The sequence below is a fragment of the Sphingomonas sp. Leaf4 genome (assembly GCF_920939515.1).
GTDB lineage: Bacteria > Pseudomonadota > Alphaproteobacteria > Sphingomonadales > Sphingomonadaceae > Sphingomonas.
In genome coordinates this window covers 174856-190992 of sequence record NZ_CAKLBB010000006.1, presented here as the reverse complement: position 1 = coordinate 190992, position 16137 = coordinate 174856, and the positions used below count along the sequence as shown (strand labels likewise).

The 16137-nt window shown below is 69.0% G+C and carries 17 protein-coding genes; 12 read left to right on the top strand and 5 right to left on the bottom strand.

The genetic code is table 11. The annotated features are described in order from the left end of the window. Nucleotides 1-195: 195 nt before the first annotated feature. The 6 genes from LRA89_RS10755 (at nucleotide 196) to LRA89_RS10730 (ending at nucleotide 5687) form a co-directional block, all read left to right on the top strand. On the top strand, nucleotides 196-1308 hold the full coding sequence (locus LRA89_RS10755) for a DUF3089 domain-containing protein (protein WP_230770146.1): 1113 nt from the start codon (nucleotides 196-198) through the stop codon (nucleotides 1306-1308). Further along, complete coding sequence (ruvX, locus tag LRA89_RS10750) at nucleotides 1305-1775, top strand: Holliday junction resolvase RuvX (protein ID WP_230770145.1); 471 nt, start codon at nucleotides 1305-1307, stop codon at nucleotides 1773-1775. The genes LRA89_RS10755 and ruvX overlap by 4 nt, the downstream gene beginning before the upstream one ends. Before the next feature lie 55 nt (nucleotides 1776-1830). Then, on the top strand, nucleotides 1831-2364 hold the full coding sequence (locus LRA89_RS10745; protein WP_230770144.1) for a hypothetical protein: 534 nt from the start codon (nucleotides 1831-1833) through the stop codon (nucleotides 2362-2364). Nucleotides 2365-2545: 181 nt separating this feature from the next. Beyond that, on the top strand, nucleotides 2546-3481 hold the full coding sequence (locus LRA89_RS10740) for a cobalamin-binding protein (RefSeq protein WP_230770143.1): 936 nt from the start codon (nucleotides 2546-2548) through the stop codon (nucleotides 3479-3481). An 11-nt stretch (nucleotides 3482-3492) separates the two neighbouring features. Further along, nucleotides 3493-4482, top strand: coding sequence for an aspartate carbamoyltransferase catalytic subunit (locus LRA89_RS10735; RefSeq protein ID WP_230770141.1), 990 nt, complete (start codon nucleotides 3493-3495; stop codon nucleotides 4480-4482). Further along, nucleotides 4479-5687, top strand: coding sequence for a dihydroorotase (locus tag LRA89_RS10730; protein WP_230770140.1), 1209 nt, complete (start codon nucleotides 4479-4481; stop codon nucleotides 5685-5687). Before LRA89_RS10735 ends, LRA89_RS10730 begins: the two co-directional genes overlap by 4 nt. A 43-nt stretch (nucleotides 5688-5730) precedes the next feature. Here LRA89_RS10730 and LRA89_RS10725 read toward each other — a convergent pair whose 3' ends face one another. The 3 genes from LRA89_RS10725 to LRA89_RS10715 are packed head-to-tail and all read right to left on the bottom strand — an operon-like array spanning nucleotide 5731 to nucleotide 8152. Next, nucleotides 5731-7029 (bottom strand): SPOR domain-containing protein, encoded by a 1299-nt coding sequence (locus LRA89_RS10725; protein ID WP_230770139.1) that lies wholly within the window; start codon nucleotides 7027-7029, stop codon nucleotides 5731-5733. Beyond that, nucleotides 7026-7451, bottom strand: a complete 426-nt coding sequence (locus LRA89_RS10720) for a hypothetical protein (protein ID WP_230770138.1) — start codon at nucleotides 7449-7451, stop codon at nucleotides 7026-7028. Before LRA89_RS10720 ends, LRA89_RS10725 begins: the two co-directional genes overlap by 4 nt. Next, nucleotides 7451-8152 carry an AAA family ATPase gene (locus LRA89_RS10715; RefSeq protein WP_055760084.1) on the bottom strand — a complete coding sequence of 234 codons (702 nt, stop codon included), beginning with the start codon at nucleotides 8150-8152 and terminating at the stop codon, nucleotides 7451-7453. Before LRA89_RS10715 ends, LRA89_RS10720 begins: the two co-directional genes overlap by 1 nt. Nucleotides 8153-8300: 148 nt before the next feature. Between LRA89_RS10715 and LRA89_RS10710 the strand changes: the two genes are divergently transcribed. Further along, nucleotides 8301-9230, top strand: coding sequence for an SPOR domain-containing protein (locus tag LRA89_RS10710; protein WP_230770137.1), 930 nt, complete (start codon nucleotides 8301-8303; stop codon nucleotides 9228-9230). 232 nt (nucleotides 9231-9462) lie between these two features. On the opposite strand, the gene serB is transcribed toward LRA89_RS10710, so the two are convergent. Beyond that, nucleotides 9463-10341, bottom strand: a complete 879-nt coding sequence (gene serB, locus LRA89_RS10705) for a phosphoserine phosphatase SerB (RefSeq protein ID WP_230770135.1) — start codon at nucleotides 10339-10341, stop codon at nucleotides 9463-9465. Between serB and miaA the strand changes: the two genes are divergently transcribed. The 5 genes from miaA to LRA89_RS10680 all read left to right on the top strand — a co-directional run bounded on the left by miaA (nucleotide 10340) and on the right by LRA89_RS10680 (nucleotide 15871). Next, nucleotides 10340-11272 (top strand): tRNA (adenosine(37)-N6)-dimethylallyltransferase MiaA, encoded by a 933-nt coding sequence (miaA, locus tag LRA89_RS10700; protein ID WP_230770134.1) that lies wholly within the window; start codon nucleotides 10340-10342, stop codon nucleotides 11270-11272. The genes serB and miaA overlap by 2 nt on opposite strands. A gap of 90 nt (nucleotides 11273-11362) precedes the next feature. Next, nucleotides 11363-13108 (top strand): acetolactate synthase 3 large subunit, encoded by a 1746-nt coding sequence (locus LRA89_RS10695; protein ID WP_230770133.1) that lies wholly within the window; start codon nucleotides 11363-11365, stop codon nucleotides 13106-13108. Nucleotides 13109-13198: 90 nt separating this feature from the next. Beyond that, nucleotides 13199-13714, top strand: a complete 516-nt coding sequence (ilvN, locus tag LRA89_RS10690) for an acetolactate synthase small subunit (RefSeq protein ID WP_055760063.1) — start codon at nucleotides 13199-13201, stop codon at nucleotides 13712-13714. Between the two features lie 55 nt (nucleotides 13715-13769). Next, nucleotides 13770-14789: a ketol-acid reductoisomerase gene (gene ilvC, locus LRA89_RS10685; RefSeq protein WP_055760059.1), complete on the top strand. Its 1020-nt coding sequence runs from the start codon at nucleotides 13770-13772 to the stop codon at nucleotides 14787-14789. Nucleotides 14790-15265: 476 nt separating this feature from the next. Continuing rightward, the gene (locus LRA89_RS10680; RefSeq protein ID WP_230770132.1) at nucleotides 15266-15871 is read left to right on the top strand and encodes a YceI family protein; all 606 of its coding nucleotides are present in this window, start codon (nucleotides 15266-15268) and stop codon (nucleotides 15869-15871) included. A gap of 38 nt (nucleotides 15872-15909) precedes the next feature. On the opposite strand, the gene LRA89_RS20500 is transcribed toward LRA89_RS10680, so the two are convergent. Further along, on the bottom strand, nucleotides 15910-16038 hold the full coding sequence (locus LRA89_RS20500) for a hypothetical protein (RefSeq protein WP_268795714.1): 129 nt from the start codon (nucleotides 16036-16038) through the stop codon (nucleotides 15910-15912). Nucleotides 16039-16137: the final 99 nt, after the last annotated feature.

Sequence of the window (16137 nt, the reverse complement as noted above, 5' to 3'; positions counted from 1 at the left end):
GTGGGCGGTGGGGACAAGGGTTGCACGCCGCTCGTCATTCCGGCGAAGTCCGGAATCCATGGATACGGACCGTATCGATGGAAGCGCGAGCGTTGCGTGTCCGTGGATTCCGGCCTTCGCCGGAATGACGGCGGGGGGCGTTGCACTGATCCACCCTTTCGCGCACCTAGGGCGCGGAATCCCGAGGAGAGCCGGTTGGCGCGCAAGTTCCTGTATGTCGTGGCGACGCTGATCGTGCTGGCGATCGTGGCGGCGTTTGCCTATCGCCTGTTCGGGGTGGCGCTGTTGCGACGGGCGATGGTGCCCGGCGTCGCGTTTCAGGGCGCGCCGGCGGTGGCGGGCGATGCCTATGCCAAACGCGGGATGTGGTTCGCGCGGCCGGGGTTGACCAACACGCCGGTCGACTGGCTGCCGCCGGGGGTCGCGCGGACTGCGCCGGGCAATGCCGAGATCTTCTTCATCCATCCGACCTCGTTCGTCGGGACCGACCGGTGGAACGCCGCGCTCGACGATGGCGAGACCAACGGGCGGGCACAGGTGTTCCTGCGTGGACAGGCCAGCGCATTCGCCGCCGCCGGGCGGGTGTGGGCGCCGCGCTATCGTCAGGCGACGTTCGGCGCGTTCCTGACCAGCGAGGGTGCGGCGACGCAGGCGCTCGACCTCGCCTATCGCGACGTGGCGGCGGCGTTCGACCGGTTCGTGGCCGAGGCCGATCCGAAACGGCCGATCATCCTCGCCGGGCATAGCCAGGGGGCGCTGCACCTGACGCGGCTGCTGCGCGAGAAGGTGGCGGGGACGCCGATCGCCCGGCGCATCGTCGCGGCCTATGTCGTCGGGTGGCCGGTGTCGCGCGTCACCGATCTGGCGGCGCTGGGGCTGCCCGAATGTCAGGGAGCGGAGCAGGCCGGGTGCCTGTTGTCGTGGCAGAGCTTCGCCGATCCGGCCGATCCGTCGCTGATCTTCGACACCTATGACGCGACGACCGGGTTCGACGGCCGGTCGCGCGCGGCGACGCCGATGGTGTGTACCAATCCGCTGACCGGCACGCCCGATGCCGCCGCCCCGGCCAGCGCCAATCTCGGCACGCTGGTGCCAGACGCGGCGCTGACGAGCGCGGTGCTGACGCCGGGGCTGGTGCCGGCCCGGTGCGAGGGGCGCGGCATATTGTCGATCGGGAGCGAGTTGCCCGACCTTGGCCCCTATGTGCTGCCGGGCAACAACTGGCATGTATATGACTACAGCCTGTTCTGGGCGAACGTCCGCGCCGATGCGCTGCGGCGGCTGGCGACGTGGGAGGCGGCGCGATGATTACCGAGGACCGGACGATATATCGCGAGGCGCTGCCCGAAGGCGGGCGGCTGATCGGGCTGGATGTGGGCACCAAGACGATCGGGACCGCGCTGTGCGATGCCGGGTGGAGCTTCGCCAGCCCGGCCGTGCTGGTCAACCGGACCAAGTTCAGCGCGGACAAGGCGCAGTTGCAGACGCTGATCCGCCAGCAATCGGTGCTTGGCATCGTGATCGGCCTGCCGCTCAACATGGACGGCAGCGACAGCCCCCGCACGCAATCGGTGCGGGCGTTCGCGCGCAATCTGGATGATCTGGCCCTCCCCATCTTTCTGTGGGACGAACGCTGGTCGACGGTCGCGGTCGAGCGGCAGATGATCGCCGAGGACCTGAGCCGCGCCAAGCGTGCCGAGCGGGTCGACAAGCTGGCCGCCGCCTACATCCTGCAAGGCGCGATCGACGCGCTGGTCAGCGTGCCGCTGGCGTAAAGGAAATTTCCTCGGGACGGTGGACATAACGAGTACATGCGGTTAGGGGGCGGCGGTGGCGCCTTCCCTGTTTCTTTTGCTCAGCGTAATATTGGCGTTCACCGGTGGCCATGCGCCATGGGTGGTGGTGGCGACCGTGGTGACGGCGGCGGCGTCGGGCACGCGGCTGCCCGATCTCGATACGCCGCTCAACCTCAACCATCGCAGCGCCTTGCTGCACGGGGTGATCCCGATGCTGGTCGCGCTGCTCGATCCGCGGACATGGGGCGTGGCGGCCGGGCTGGGCTTCGGCATCGGGCTGCATCTGGCGGCCGACCTGTTTCCGGGCAAGATGCGCGGCTATGCGACGATCAAGCTGCCATTGCTCGGATCGATCGGCGCGGGGCTGTCCTATCTGTGGATCGCGGCCAATGCGGCGGGCAACCTGATCGGCGGGGCGCTGATCCTGCCGTGGATCGCCGATGACGAGGCGTTGCGCGGCATCCTTGCCGGGGTCGGGCTGGTCGGCATGTTCTATCTGCTGACCGCCAAGGGCGGCTGGGCGGCGCTGGTGCTGTTCGGGGCGATCGGGTGGTGGTGGTTGGGGTGATGTGGCTCCCCTCCCTGACAAGGGAGGGGTTGGGGGTGGATCGGGTTGCGAGGGAACGGCAGCACCCGCCCCGAACCTACCCACCCCCGGCCCCTCCCTTCCAGGGAGGGGAGAGTTTGCGGTTCGCCCTGCCGCCGCCTAATCGTCGTTTCGATTTCTTCGCAGCGTATCAGGAAACCCCATGGCCCGTATCGTCTCGCTCCTGCCCAGCGCCACCGAGATCGCGGTCGCGCTGGGGTTCGGTCCCGATCTGGTCGGGCGGAGCCATGAGTGCGACTTCCCGCCCGAGATGACCGCCCTGCCCCGGCTGACGGCGACGAAGATAGAGAAGGGGCTGCCCTCGCGGTTGATCGACGACCGGGTGCAGGCGATCGTGACCGCCGGGCTGTCGTGCTACGAGGTCGATGCGGCGGCGTTGCGCGCGCTGCAACCGCAGGTGGTGCTGACCCAGTCGCAATGCGCGGTCTGCGCGGTGACGCCCGACGACCTGATCGGCGCGCTGACCGACTGGCAGGGCAATGATCCGGTGCTGGTGTCGCTCGCCCCCGACGATCTGAGCGATGTGTGGGGCGATTTCGGGCGGGTGGCGCAGGCGCTGGGCGTCCCCGAGCGCGCCGGGCCGGTCGTCGCCGGACTGAAGGCGCGACTGGCGGCGATCACCGCGACCGCCGCCGCGCAGCCGACCCGGCCCACGGTGGCGGCGGTCGAGTGGATCGACCCGCTGATGGTGGCGGGCAACTGGGTGCCCGAACTGATCGAGGCGGCGGGCGGTATCAGTCTGTTCGCCAAGGCCGGGCAGCATTCGCCCTGGGCGGAATGGGACGCGCTGGTCGCCGCCGACCCCGATGTCATCGTGATGATGCCGTGCGGGTTCCAGATTCCGCAGACGCTGGGCGACCTGTCGCCGCTGACGCAGCGGCCGGGCTGGCAGGACCTGAAGGCGGTGCGCGAGGATCGGGTGTTCGTCGCCGACGGGCATCATTTCTTCAACCGCCCCGGCCCCCGGCTGGTCGAATCGGCGGAGATCCTCGCCGAGATTCTGCACCCGGACGCTTTTTGCTTCGGGCATGAGGGGCGCGGCTGGGTTCGGCTTGCGCGGGGAACCCAAGCGGCCTAACCGCCCCGGTCATGCGCGCATCCGACCACCGCCCCGCCGCCATGATCGATGGCGGCGCCGTCTTTCCGCATCGCCACCTGACCGGGATCGAGGGGCTGCAACCGCACGAAATCCTGTTCCTGCTCGACGAGGCGGAACAATGGATCGACGCGAACCGCAGCCGCGCCTCCGGCGACCGGCGGCTGGGCGGCATCACCCAGATCAATGCGTTCTTCGAGAACAGCACGCGCACGTTGCTGTCGTTCGAGATCGCCGGCAAGCGGCTGGGCGCCGACGTGGTCAACATGCACGCCGGCCAGTCGAGCGTGAAGAAGGGCGAGACGCTGATCGATACGGCGGTGACGCTCAACGCGATGCGCGCCGACGTCATCGTCATCCGCCATTCTTCGTCGGGCGCGGTGCAGTTGATCGCCGACAAGGTCGACTGTCCGGTGCTGAACGCGGGTGACGGATGGCATGAGCACCCGACGCAGGCGCTGCTCGACGCGCTGACCATCCGGCGGCGGCTGGGCGGGATCGCGCACAAGCGGGTCGTGATCTGCGGCGACATCCTGCACAGCCGGGTCGCGCGATCGAACATCCTCGCGCTCACCACGCTGGCGGCCGAGGTGCGCGTCGTCGCTCCGGCCACGCTGCTGCCCGCCGCGATCGAGCGGATGGGCGTGACGCCGTTCACCGATTTCGACGCGGCGCTGGAGGGGGCGGACGTGGTGATGATGCTGCGGTTGCAGAACGAGCGGATGAACGGCGGCTTCATCCCGTCCACCCGCGAATATCATCTGCGCTATGGCCTGACCCGCGAGCGGCTGAAACGTGCCGAGCCGGGCGCGCTGGTGATGCACCCCGGGCCGATGAACCGGGGAATCGAGATCACCAGCGACGTCGCCGACGACCCGCAGGTATCGGCGATCACCGAACAGGTCGAGATGGGAGTCGCGGTGCGGATGGCGTGTCTCGACGTGCTGACCCGGCGCAGCCGTGGCGTGGAGGGCTGGGCATGAACGTCAGCTTCGTGAACGGCATCCGCGTCTGTCCGGCGGGCGGGGTGAGCGACGCGCCGCTGCATGTCGCGGGCGAGGTGATCGGCGGCCCGGACACCGTCGCTGCTGGCGAGACGATCGATCTGGGCGGCAAGATGATCGCGCCGGCGATCGTCGATCTGGGCGTGTTCGCCAGCGACCCGGCGGCGTGCCGCGCGGGCGGGATCGCGCGCGTCGGGCTGATGCCCGACCAGACGCCGGTCCTCGACGAACCGGGCGTGGTCGCGAGGTCGGCGCATATGGGCAAGCCCGATCTGTGGATCCATCCGATCGCGGCGGCGACACAAGGGTTACGCGGCAGCGACCTTGCCGAAATGGCGATCAATGCCGAGGCGGGGGCGAGCGCGGTGGCAACCGGCCGGCGCTGGATCGCCGACAGCGGGGTGATGCGCAAGGTGCTGGCCTATGCCCGCGACTGTGGCCTCACCGTGATCGCCCATGCCGAGGACGGTGGCCTGACGGGTGACGCGGTGGCGACGGCGGGCGAGACGGCGACGCGGCTGGGGCTGCCCGCCGCCCCTGCCCTTGCCGAAGCGCTGGCGATCGCGCGCGACGTGGCGCTCGCCGAGGAAACCGGCGCAAGGCTGCATTTCCGGCAGGTGACGACGGCGGCCGGGTTCGATCTGATCCGCACCGCCAAGCGCCGGGGGGTGGCGGTGACGTGCGGGATCACCCCGGCGCACCTCTATCTCTCCGATATTTCGATGAGCGATTTCCGTACCTTCGCGCATCTCTCGCCGCCGCTACGCGACGAGAGCGACCGGCAGGCGGCGCGCGCCGCGCTGTCCGACGGGACGATCGACGTGCTGTGTTCGGGGCACGATCCGCGCGGCCCGGAGGCCAAGCGCCTGCCGTTCGCCGACAGCGAGCCGGGCATGGCGGGTGCGGAGACGCTGCTGGCGCTGGGGCTGGGGCTGGTGCGCGACGGGGTGGTGACGATCGAGCGGCTGTTCGCCTTGCTTGCCCAGAACCCGGCGAAGTTGCTCGGGCTGGAGTCGGGTACGCTGGCGCAAGGGGCGCCGGCCGATCTGATCGTCATCGATGCCGATGCGCCGTGGCAGGTCCGCGCCGATGGCTTCGCCGGCAAGGCGGGCAATACCCCGTTCGACGGGCTGCCGGTGCAGGGCCGCGTACTGCGGGTGATAAAGGGCGGCGCGTTCCTGTGAGGGAACGCGCCGCCTCCTCCTGGGAGAGGCTCGGGAAAGGGATTTAGCGCGCGGCGACTTGGTTGCCGCCGCGCGCCCAGACGGCGAGTTGCTCGCCGGCATGGGTGCGGACGAAGCAGCGACTGCCAGATGCACGCAGCGTGCCGCACAAGCCGGTGGCATCGGCGCGGGCGAGGCCGCCGACCGATAGCCGGTAATAGGCATTGCCCCGGATCGTCGCGCGCATCCCCTGCGGCGCGTGGCCGGCGAGGCGGGGCACATGGCGGCTGATCCGCGCCCATGCGTCGCGGGCGACGGCGGCGTTCTCATAGGCGCCGAGCTGGACGTAATAATTACCCCTCGCAGGGGCGGAAGCCGTCTGGATACGGGCCGGGGCGGCGGCGGTCTGCACCCGGGCCGGGGCGGCGGGGGCGAGCTTGGCGTAGGCGGTGGGGAGTGCCTGCACGATCTCGCGGCGCGGGGCGAAGCTGATCGCCGGGCGGGGGACCTCGACCGTCGCGACCTGAACCGGCGCAGGGGGAATGGTCTGGACAGATTCGACCGGTGCCGGATCGACCGCCGCGACCGCGACGAGCGGTGCGTCGGCGGCGGCGACCGCCACCGGATCGGCGGGTGCGACGAGCGCCAGTTGCACCGGCTGGCCGCGATCCTCGACGGGGGTGACTTTCAGCAGCGCCGCGACCTGCTGCGCGGCGTTGCCGGGGCGGGCGAAGGCGGCCCATTCGACCAGCCGCTGGTCGACCAGCGCCGGGGCCATGTCGACCGAGGCGACCGAGCGCGCCTCGATCCAGCGGCCGTCGAGCGCGAGCGCGAGCGCGAGATTCTGGCGGACGGTGGCGGTGGCGGCGGGATCGCGCGCGGCCTGGGCCAGCAGCGCGATGCCGCCGGCCGGATCGCCGGCGAGCGCGAGGGCAAGGCCCCGGTCGGCGGGCCCGATCCGTTCGGCATGGGCGGTGAGCGTGCCGCGCGCGCCGACCCAGTCGCCGGTCGCGGTCTGCGCCAGCGCGAGGTTCAGCGCGGCGCGGCCGTCGGCGGGGTCGAGCGCCAGCACGTCGCTGAACGCCTGCGTCGCCGAGGCGAAGCGCCCGGCCTGGAGATAGGCGCGGCCGAGCAGCGCGCGGTAGCTCGCGTCGCGCGGGGCGAGCGCCACCGCCTGTTCGGCGAAGCCGACCGCTTGCACCCCCTTGTCCTTGCCCAGCATCGCGGCAGCCTTGGCAGCGAGGCGCGGCGCGGCGGCATCCCCGCCGGCGGCGACCGCACCGGTGCCCATGGCGACGATGCCGAGCGAGCCGCCGAGCATGGCGGTGGCAAGGCCGATCGAGACGAACAGGCGGTTGGTCATGGCTGCACCTTCGGAGCATCGGAAACGGGAGTGGACGAGAGGTCGGAGGGCGGCGGCAGGAGCCGGTCGATCGCATCGACCAGCCACGCCTCGACCGACAGGCCGCGCGCGGCGGCGGCGAGGCGGAGACGCCACAGCCGGTCAGGGTCGAGCGTCAGGGTGAGCGCCGCCACTTCCCCTTCGGGCGGGGCGACCGGCACGGCATCGCTGCCGAGCGTCAATTGCTGGAGTTGCGCGCGCTGTTGCAGCACGGCGGGCAATTCGGCGCGCGGGTCGGGACTCTGGCCGAAATCGTTCCAGCCGAGGTCGTCGTCCTCCACCAGCATGCCGGCGATGCCGGCAGGGCGCATCGCCGGGCGCGCCTCGCCCCTGCGGGCGAGCAGGCCGGGCACGAGCGGTGCGGGGCGATCGATCGGTGCCATCAGCCCTGCCCCATGCCCCGCCGGCCGAAGCCGAGCGCACCGGCGGGCGCGGCCGGCACGGCGAACACCGTGCGGCGGAAATTCTTTTCCAGCCGGTCGTGGAGATAGGTCCACAGTTGCGCGATCTCGGCGCTCGATTTCGAATCGGGGTCGAGTTCCATGACGGTGCGGCCGTCGATCATCGACGAGGCGAAATCGACGCGGTGATGGACGATGACCGGGGCGACCGTGCCGTGCTGCGACAAGGCCATCGTCGCTTCGGTGGTGACGCGGGTGCCCGGCGTCGCGGCGTTGACGACGAATACCAGCGGCTTGCCGGCGCGACCGCACAGGTCGACGGTAGCCCCCACCGCGCGCAGGTCGTGCGGGCTGGGGCGGGTCGGCACGACGATCAGTTCGGCGACGGCGATCACGCTCTGGATCGCCATGGTGATCGCCGGCGGGGTGTCGATCACCGCCAGCTTGAAGCCGTGCGCGCGCAAGGTTTCGAGATCGGCGGCGAGGCGCGCGACCAATGTCTGGGCGAAGGCGGGCAGATCGGTGGTGCGTTCGTTCCACCAGTCGGCCAGCGACCCCTGCGGATCGATGTCGATCATCACGACCGGCCCGCAGCCGGCCCGTTCGGCCTGCACGGCAAGGTGGCCGGACAAGGTCGTCTTGCCCGATCCGCCTTTTTGCGATGCCACCGCCAGAACGCGCATGCCGCTGTCGTATCCCTGTGTCCGTTCAGCGCCGTTGTCGCAGCGGCGGGATAAAAAGGCGTTAACGCGGGCGGGCCATCCACCGGAAAGGCTTTGCGGAACATGGTGAACCGCTGGTACGGTCGCCCCGATCGCAAGGGGGATTTCGATGCGCGTACACGGGTGGCTGGCGATGGGTGCGGCGGTGCTGGCGGCACCGGCGATCGCCGATGTGAAGGCCGGGGTCGACGCATGGTCGCGCGGCGACTGGGCCACGGCGGTGCGCGAATGGCGCCAGCCGGCGATCGGCGGCGATGCCGATGCGCAGTTCAATCTGGCGCAGGCGTACAAGCTGGGCCGCGGCGTACCGCTCGATCTGGCGCAGGCCGAACAATGGTATGCCAAGGCGGCGCAGCAGGGCCATCCGCAGGCGCAGGACAATTACGGCCTGATCCTGTTCCAGAACGGCAAGCGCGCCGATGCGGTACAGTGGCTGGAGAAATCGGCGACGCGCGGCGAGCCGCGCAGCCAGTTCGTGCTGGGCACGATGTTGTTCAACGGCGATTCGGTGCCCAAGGACTGGCGGCGCGCCTATGCACTGATGACGCGCGCGTCGTCGGCCGGGCTGCCGCAGGCGGCATCGACGCTGGCCGAGATGGACCGGTACGTGCCGCTGCCCGACCGGCAGGCGGCGCTGACGATGGCGCGCGATCTGGAAGCGGGCGCCGGGCGCCTGCCGACGCAGCCGGTGCGCACGGCGACGGCGCGTCCGGTCCCGCCGCGCGTGGTCACGCCCCGCCCCGCCCCGACGCGGGTGGCGGAAGCGACTCCCGCGCCGCGCCCGAAGCCCGCCGCCCCTGCCCCGGCCGCAGCGGTGCGCGACGGTGGCTGGCGGGTGCAGCTCGGCGCGTTCCGCGATGCCGGCAACGCGCGCGGGCTGTGGTCGCAGGTGTCGGGCAAGTTCGCCGGTCGCCAGCCCTATTTCGAGGCGGCGGGCGGGATTACCAAATTGCAGATCGGCCCGTTTGCTTCGAGCGCGGAAGCGACGCGGGCGTGTGGCGCGATCCGGCCGACGACGTGTGTGGCGGTGAAGCGCTGATCTTCATGGGGCTGGTGTCGGGCGATTGGGGTCGGAACGGGCGGGTTTAGCTCCTCCCCTCCCTAACAAGGGAGGGGTCGGGGGTGGGTCGGCCTGCGAGGGTACGACAGCGCCTGCCACGAGCCTACCCACCCCCAGCCCAGTTTCGGGTGAACAGTGCCCCGCACTGTTCAGGTCATGCCGGGGGCATGACCGACCCGAAACTCTTGTCAGGGAGGGGAGTTCGGCTGCCTTAGCCCTCGACCCACTCGCCGCGCGGGATGCCCTGGATGTGGAGCAGCGCGGTGAGGTCGTTGTGGTCGATGCGCACCGCCGCTTCGGCGGCGACGATCGGCTTGGCGTGATAGGCCACGCCCAATCCCGCGCGGCGGATCATCGGCAGGTCGTTGGCGCCGTCGCCGACGGCCAGCGTGGCGGCCGGATCGATGCCCAGTTCGTCGATCGCGGCAAGCAGCGTCACTTCCTTGGTGGTCGCATCGACGATCGGTTTGCGCACCTTGCCGGTCAGGCGGCCGTCCTCGATCAGCAGGCGGTTGGCGATCATGCGGTGAAAGCCCAGCGCATGGCCGACCGGCTCGGCAAAGCGGGTGAAGCCACCCGAGACGAGGATCGTCGTGGCCCCGCGCGCACGCATCGTCTGGATGAGCGTCTTCGCGCCGGGCATCAGCTTGACCCGTTCGTCGAGGCAGCGCTGGATCGCGGCTTCCTCCAGCCCCTCCAATAACGCGACGCGGGCGTCGAGCGCCGAGGCGAAATCGAGTTCGCCGCGCATCGCGCGTTCGGTGACGTCGGCGATCTGCGGCTTGATCCCGGCGTAATCGGCCAATTCGTCGATGCACTCGACGGTAATCATCGTCGAATCCATGTCGGCGATGAGGAGTTTCTTTTCGCGATTGGCGGCAGGCTGGATCGCGACGTCGGTCCGGTCGAACCACGGCGACAGAACGCCATCGGCCCAGGCCGGGTCCTCCTTGAAATAAATGTCGGCAACGCGGCCTTCTTCGACCCAGCGCCACTCGGAGACTCCACAGAGGTCGTCCATGCGGGCCACCGCATCGGAAATATCGCGCTCGGCGATCGATTCGGCTGCTATCAGCGTGGCGATGAACATGGCGAATTCTCCTGACCGTCCGAGGGTGGCGCTCATCGCAGGCCCGACCGCCAGCGGCAAGTCCGCGCTGGCGATCGCGGTGGCGCAGGCCCATGACGGCGTGGTCGTCAACGCCGACAGCGCGCAGGTGTACCGCGACCTGCGCGTGCTGTCGGCCCGCCCCTCCCCTGAGGAAGCGGCGAGCGCGCCGCATCGGCTGTTCGGCCATGTCGACGGGGCCGACGCCTATTCCGCCGCGGCATGGGCGCGCGACGCGGCGGCGGTGGTGCGCGAGGTACTGGCGGCGGGCAGGTTGCCGGTGCTGGTCGGCGGGACCGGATTGTATCTGCGCACACTGCTCGACGGGATCGCGCCGGTGCCCGAGATCGACCCGGCGGTACGCGCGGCGGTGCGTGCGCTGCCGGTCGCCGAGGCGCATGCCGCGCTGGCCCAGGCCGATCCGGCCGCCGCCGCGCGGCTGCTGGCCAGCGATACGACGCGGGTGGCGCGCGCGCTGGAGGTGGTGCGCTCGACCGGGCGGAGCCTTGCCGAGTGGCAGCGCGACCGGAGCGGCGGGATCGGCTCGGACGTCGACGTGCGGGCGATGCTGCTGCTGCCCGACCGCACGTGGCTGGCGCAGCGGTGCGACCGGCGACTGGCGCAGATGTTCGACCATGGCGCGCGCGACGAAGTGGCGACGCTGCTCGCCCGCGACGACATCGGCGCGGATGCGCCCGTCCGCCGGGCGATCGGCGTGGCCGAGGTGGCGGGCTGGCTGAGCGGCGAGCTGACCCGCGACGCGGCGCTGGAGCGGGCGCAGGCAGCGACGCGGCAATATGCCAAGCGGCAATACACCTGGTTCCGCAATCAGCCGCCGGGCGACTGGCTTCGCATCGGCGAAACCGAAACATGCGCATTGTCTGCAAAGTTCGACATTATATTACGCAATTGATGGTTGACACGCACGTTTCATGCGACTAGCGACGCCACTCCAAATCTGTTATCGCGCCTGCGAAATCGTGTTGAGTGAAGGAGCCGTCCCATGCCCGAGAAAAGCGGAGCCGACATATTGGTCGAAGCGCTGGTCGACCTCGGCGTAGAGGTCGTCTTTGGCTATCCCGGCGGCGCGGTGCTGCCGATCTATGACGCGCTGTTCGAACATAGCCGGATCAAGCATATCCTCGTGCGTCACGAACAGGCGGCGACGCATGCGGCGGAAGGCTATGCCCGCTCGACCGGCAAGCCCGGCGTGGTGCTCGTCACCTCCGGCCCCGGTGCGACCAACGCGATCACCGGCATCACCGACGCGCTGCTCGATTCGATCCCGATGGTGGTCATCACCGGACAGGTGCCGACCGCGCTGATCGGCACCGATGCGTTTCAGGAAGCCGACACCGTCGGCATCACGCGCCATTGCTGCAAGCATAATTATCTGGTGAAGGACCCGGGCAAGCTCGGCCATATCATCCACGAGGCGTTCCATATCGCCACCGCCGGCCGCCCCGGCCCGGTCGTGGTCGACATTCCGAAGGACGTGCAGGTCGCGACCGCGCGCTATACCAAGCCCGGCCCGATCCAGCACAAGACCTATCGCCCCAAGGTGAAGGCCGATCGTGCGCAGATCGAGCAGGTCGTCGACATGCTGGCGGCGGCCGAGCGTCCGGTGTTCTACACCGGCGGCGGCATCATCAATTCGGGGCCGGCGGCGTCGCAACTGCTGCGCGAACTGGCGCGGATCACCGGTGCGCCGGTCACGTCGACGCTGATGGGGCTGGGCGCGCTGCCCGCCTCCAGCCCGCAGTGGCTCGGCATGCTCGGCATGCACGGCACCTATGAAGCCAATATGGTGATGAACGAGGCCGATCTGGTCGTCGCCATCGGCGCGCGCTTCGACGACCGGGTGACGGGGCGGCTCGATGCCTTTTCCCCGCGCAGCCGCAAGGTCCATATCGACATCGACCGGTCGAGCGTGAACAAGATCGTCCGCGCCGATCTGGGCATCATCGCCGATGCCGGCCATGCGATGGAGGACATGGTGCGGGTGTGGAAGGCACGCCAGCATCCCAAGCCCGACCTGTCGTCGTGGTGGAGCAAGATCGACGGCTGGCGCGCCAAGCGCTGCCTCGACTTCCCCGAAAATGCCAAGGAAATCATGCCGCAGCGCGCCGTCCGTGCGCTGTACGAGGCGACCAAGCACCGCGCGCCGATCGTGTCGACCGAGGTGGGCCAGCACCAGATGTGGGCCGCGCAGCATTTCGGGTTCGAGGCGCCGAACAAGTGGCTGACCAGCGGTGGTCTCGGCACGATGGGCTATGGCCTGCCCGCCGCGATCGGCGCGCAACTCGGCAATCCGGGGGCGCTGTGCATCGACATCGCGGGCGAGGCGTCGATCCAGATGAACATTCAGGAACTGGCGACGGCGACGCAGTACCGCCTGCCGGTGAAGGTGTTCATCCTGAACAACGAATATATGGGCATGGTCCGCCAGTGGCAGGAGCTGACCTATTCGTCGCGCTATTCGAACAGCTATTCGGACTCGCTGCCCGATTTCGTGAAGCTGGCCGAAGCGTATGGCTGGAAGGGCATCCGCATCGAGCGGCCGGACCAGTTGGACGCGGGGATTCAGGCGATGCTCGACCATGACGGTCCGGTGATGGTCGACTGCATGGTCGCGAAACTCGCCAACTGCTTCCCGATGATCCCGTCGGGCGCGGCGCATACCGACATGATCCTGCAGGCCAACGAAGTGTCGGGCGAGATGGACGACGAGGCCAAGGCGCTGGTGTAAGCCAGCCGCCGCTTGGCCGACGACCCGGGGGATTTGCCGCTCACCGGCGGAACGCTGCGCTCGGGCCAGGCCCGAGGAACAGGGACGAACATGCACATCAAGACCGAACAGACCGAACGGCACACGCTGGCCGTGCTCGTCGACAACGAACCCGGCATCCTCGCGCGCATCGCCGGGCTGTTCTCCGGCCGTGGCTATAATATCGAGAGCCTGACCGTGTCGGAGATCACCGCCGACAAGGCGGTCAGCCGGATCACCATCGTCACCAGCGCATCGCCGCCGGTGATGGAACAGATCATCGCCCAGCTCGACCGGCTGGTGCCGGTCCACAAAGTCATCGACCTGACGGTGCAGGGCGCGCATGTCGAGCGCGAGCTGGCGCTGGTCAAGGTCGTCGGCACCGGCGAGCACCGGATCGAGGCGCTGCGCCTCGCCGAAGTCTACCGCGCGCGCGTGGTCGACGCGACGGTATCGAGCTTCGTGTTCGAGGTGACGGGATCGATCGAAAAGATCGACAAGTTCACCGAATTGATGGCGCAGGTCGGGCTGGTCGAGGTCGCCCGCACCGGCATCGCCGCCATCGCCCGCGGACGAGAGGCCGCCTGAAGTCTATTCGCGTCGCCGAACCGGACGACGCCATCATCTGCAAAGGGAAATCATCATGCGTGTCTATTACGATCGCGACGCCGATCTGAACCTGATCTCGGACAAGAAGATCGCGATCCTCGGCTATGGCTCGCAGGGCCATGCCCATGCGCAGAATTTGCGCGATTCGGGCGTGAAGAACGTCGCCATTGCGCTGCGCCCCGGTTCGGCCAGCGCCGCCAAGGCCGAAGGCGCCGGCTTCACGGTGATGCCGAATGCCGAAGCCGCCGGCTGGGCCGACATCCTGATGATCCTCGCGCCCGACGAGCATCAGGCGGCGATCTATGCCGACGATATTCACGCGAACCTGAAGCCCGGCGCGGCGCTCGCCTTCGCGCATGGCCTGAACGTCCATTTCGGGCTGATCGAGCCGCGTAGCGACGTCGACGTCATCATGATCGCGCCCAAGGGCCCGGGCCACACCGTGCGCAGCGAATATGTGAAGGGCGGCGGCGTGCCCTGCCTCGTCGCGATCCATCAGGACGCGAGCGGCAACGCGCACGACATCGCGCTCGCCTATGCCAGCGGCGTCGGCGGCGGTCGCTCGGGCATCATCGAGACGAACTTCCGCGAGGAATGCGAAACCGACCTGTTCGGCGAGCAGGCCGTGCTGTGCGGCGGCGTCACCCATCTGATCCAGGCCGGGTTCGAGACGCTGGTCGAGGCGGGCTATGCCCCCGAGATGGCGTATTTCGAGTGCCTCCACGAAACCAAGCTGATCGTCGACCTGCTGTATGAGGGCGGCATCGCCAACATGCGCTATTCGATCTCGAACACCGCCGAGTACGGCGACATCGTGACCGGTCCGCGCATCATCACCGACGAGACGAAGAAGGAAATGAAGCGCGTGCTGGCCGACATCCAGTCGGGCCGCTTCGTGAAGAACTTCGTGCTCGACAACCGCGCCGGCCAGCCCGAGCTGAAGGCGGCGCGCAAGCAGGCGGCGGCGCATCCGATCGAGAAGACCGGTGCCGAACTGCGCGCGATGATGCCGTGGATCGGGGCGAACAAGCTGGTGGATCAGTCGAAGAATTGATCGGCGCAGCGGCAACGCTACACCGTCAAATTCTTCGACCGGCCGGCGCGACAAAGCCCGCCCTTCGGGGCGCGGCTTTGCCGCGACCGACGGGTGGGCGGGCCACATGCGCGCCCGTCCTTCCCGCGAAGGCGGGAAGCGATAGACGCTACCGTTGCGGCTCCAGCGCGAACGCTGCGGATATGGGTTCCCGCCTGCGCGGGAAAGACGGATGGTCTACCCGTCGTCCCGGCGGAGGCCGGGACCCATGGACGCGGCACGGTTGCGGATCGATCGATACCACCCGACACAATGGATTCCGGCCTCCGCCGGAATGACGAGGTCTGCGCATCTACTGCGCCTGCCACCGTACCGACCCTTTCCACCACGGCACCAACTCCGAAACCGATCGTTTCGCATCCGGTATTTGACCCGAAGGCCCCTGCCCCCGACAAGGGCGGCATATCCTTTCGCCTTCGAACCGGAGAGCTTTTCCCATGCGCACCCCCCTGATCCTTGCCGCGACGTTGTTCGCGGTCGCCGCTCCCACCGTCGCACAGATGCCCGGCGCGCCCGACAAGTCGCGCGTCACCGCCGGCACCTACACCGTCGACACCGCGCACACGCAGGTCGCGTGGAAGGTCAACCACATGGGCTTCACCATGCTCGACGGGCTGTTCGGCGCGACCGGCGGCAGCGCGACGATCGATCCGAAGAACCCGGCGGCCAGCAAGGTCAGCATCGACTTCAACGTCGCCGACACGCTCACCGTCACCAGCCCGCAGTTCGCCGGCCATCTGAAGTCGAAGGATTTCTTCGACGTGGCGACCTATCCGACCGCAAAGTTCGTCTCGACCCGCATCCAGCCGATGGGCGACCACTGGATGATGACCGGCAATCTGACGATCAAGGACCAGACCAAGCCGGTGCAGCTCACCGTCCGCTTCATGGGCGCGGGCCAGAACCCGATGAACAAGAAGGCCAATGTCGGCTTCACCGCGACCGGCAGCATCCTGCGCAGCCAGTTCGGTCTGGGCTATGCCGTGCCCGCCGTGTCGGACAAGGTCGACCTGACGATCAACGCCGCGTTCGTCGGCGCATAAGCATTGCCGGGGGAAGCGTTGCCGCTCCCCCGGCCCCCTCAGGTCGCCAGCCTGACCAACCGGTCGAAGGTGCCGCGCACGTTGGGTGCGGCACCTTTGGCCGGTTTCCGCACCTTGGCGCCGATCGCGCTGGACAATCGCGCGCCGAGCCGCCACATCACCGCCATGATCGGGCAGACGCTCCGCCTTCTTCGACTTAGCCGCCCTTAGGGGAGGAACGCACCGGCGTGCGCCTTCCCTGAGGGAGTATCGAACCCCAATGGCAG